Annotated in this window: 3 protein-coding genes; all 3 read right to left on the reverse strand. The window is 35.3% G+C overall.

Translation table 11 applies throughout. From position 1 onward, the window contains the following. Nucleotides 1-378 precede the first annotated feature (378 nt). The 3 genes from E5983_RS08925 to E5983_RS09930 all read right to left on the reverse strand — a co-directional run bounded on the left by E5983_RS08925 (nt 379) and on the right by E5983_RS09930 (nt 1,916). Nucleotides 379-717 carry an ATP cone domain-containing protein gene (locus tag E5983_RS08925; protein WP_160333481.1) on the reverse strand — a complete coding sequence of 113 codons (339 nt, stop codon included), beginning with the start codon at nt 715-717 and terminating at the stop codon, nt 379-381. Between the two features lie 245 nt (nt 718-962). Then, nucleotides 963-1,607, reverse strand: coding sequence for an Abi family protein (locus E5983_RS08930; protein ID WP_331251111.1), 645 nt, complete (start codon nt 1,605-1,607; stop codon nt 963-965). After that, entirely contained in the window at nt 1,608-1,916 is a 309-nt protein-coding gene (locus tag E5983_RS09930) for a hypothetical protein (protein WP_228064548.1), read from the reverse strand. Nucleotides 1,917-2,234: the final 318 nt, after the last annotated feature.

A 2,234-nucleotide genomic window follows, 5' to 3' on the forward strand; every position in this document is an offset into this window, starting at 1 on the left:
GGGAACGCAAATAGACTGCTTGGATACGCTTATGATAGGCAGAATATTGTTTATTTTTAAGAGCTGATTTTAATTCTCTAATTTGATCTTGTGTGAATTTCATACTATCTATTATAATTCAGATTTTGATTTTTGTTAAGTATAAACGCCGAAAACCGAACCGCAGCCGCTAAAATTGCCCGGGAGCAAGGCTGGATTTAAAGACAATTGTAAGCAAGAAAAAGCTTAGAATCGCTGTTACACCTAACAGGATCCTAAGCTTTTTTTGAGGTTCATATTCTTTCTAGTTTACATCCACACGTCGTTAGCTTCGACTTGCTGCCTGGTGTGTATTTAAACTAGTTTTTAACGCAATCTAGTATCACAAATATCTGTCGCTTATTTTAACTGTTCAAATTTTAAGTGAACGTTGATCCGGTCCTCATAGCCGTTGCGTTCTAAATCCCGTTGGAGGCGGTAGGAAATATAGTGCTCGGCAATATTGATATAACCAGCATCTAGTAGACGATTTTCAACCATGGACTGGATCATGCTGATGGTTGCTTTTTCAACTCTGGCTTCCTCTAAATCCATCACCACTTTTTTAGTGACCTGAGCTAGATTTTGACGGAGTGAATCATCGAGTACAAAAACAGACTGAGCTGCTTTTAAAATAGCTTGGTAGATTTTATCGGGATCAAATTCGGTTACTTGTCCATCACGTTTAATGACTTGCATACTTTTCCTCCACTTCTAGTCGAAAAAATCCCTCACTCAAAAAGAGGAGGGATCCGAAAGGCACTTCCGTGTGATGAGCAGGTTCACACAACTCATCAAGGTCCGCTCCTGCGATATGACCTCCTATGCTTGATGGGTAGCTTGCGCTACCGATCGACTCATCGCATAGTCACACTATACCAGATTCTAAGGCTTTTGTCAACTTGCTAAAACAGTCTGAAAAACTGTTACATTCGAATAATCAGCTATCCTATATTTATTGTCAACAGTTCTATCCACTTTTTAGAAAAACCATAGTGTCTCAAATCTATCTGTTCCCGATAACTTTCTTCTAGGAGTTTTTGCAACTTTTTATTCCAAAAACTTTGGGATTCTAAAGACATAGACAAGATAAGATGTCTCATTGCTATAAAGTAAATAAGTAATGTTTTACCGTCATTATCTAAATCTATCTCTAGTAACTCTCTATCAGAGCGATGAAAAGCAGGTAATGTATGGTGTAAGCGGCTATATAATCTGCCATTATGTGAGCAAATATTTCTAAGATAGCGAGGCGCATTACACCAAGATAATAGGATTTTTGCTGGAATCTTATCTTCTTGATTCAAGACTGAGCTGATATGAGCAGCAACTTTATTTCGATATTCTGGTTGTAGAGCAATAAGGAAAGACGTTAGGTTTCCAAATGTCATTAAACGAAAAACTGTCCATGGCAACACGACCCCATACTGATTAATCTGTTTGCAGATTATAGCATCATCTTGTTTTTCCAAAACCAATCGTGATAAATGATATTTTGTTTTCAAAACAAGGTCCTGCCTCTTAGGATTTTCTTTACAGTATTTAGACTGTCCCGAATAATAAAGATCATCATCTTCAAAAATATAGATTTATTTATTATATCCAATTGTCAGAGCGTCAGCCGTACTTTTCTTCAAAAAAACTTCAATACGCTCTAGTATCTCTTGAAGAAAATTCCTAAAGTAACTATCAAATAAATAGATTCTCTTAGCTTCTATATATCTTCTATTTACCAACTTTCCATATTGAGAAAAAGACTGGAAATCTGTGTCTCTTAAAAAGTCAAGACAATCCTGTTTATAAAAATCATGATTCCCATTGTAATTGAAGGACCAGTTAGAGCTTTTCTTCATGTGATTATATAACTGTTCTTCAGTTAAAGCTGGTTCAAGAGCCATTTTAATTGATTTGGTGCTAATACCGGCCTATAAATCAACTGATTTTTACCTGTAATATCTAAATTTAATGGTAAGTAATCTTTAAAATTTGTTAATTCAACCCGAATTATTCATAGATAACTAAAAAAACTTCCAGAATCCCTGATAGATCAAGGTTTCTAGAAATTTTTGATTTTCACCCATTGGGTGAGACATATGACTGGACAAAAAAAGGGTTCCCCTTTATGATATAAGCATCAAAAAAATCACAATCAGAAAGGAAACCCATATGTTTAGTCTAACAAATAACAGTTCTAAAAACAACACTTTTTCTTTCGA

The sequence above is a fragment of the Streptococcus danieliae genome, from assembly GCF_009767945.1.
Classification (GTDB): domain Bacteria; phylum Bacillota; class Bacilli; order Lactobacillales; family Streptococcaceae; genus Streptococcus; species Streptococcus danieliae.

What these genes read in the sequence shown, in the direction of transcription:
- E5983_RS08925 (WP_160333481.1), bottom strand. Translation starts at nt 717, where the DNA reads ATGCAAGTCATTAAACGTGATGGACAAGTAACCGAATTTGATCCCGAT.
- E5983_RS09930 (WP_228064548.1), bottom strand. Translation starts at nt 1,916, where the DNA reads ATGGCTCTTGAACCAGCTTTAACTGAAGAACAGTTATATAATCACATG.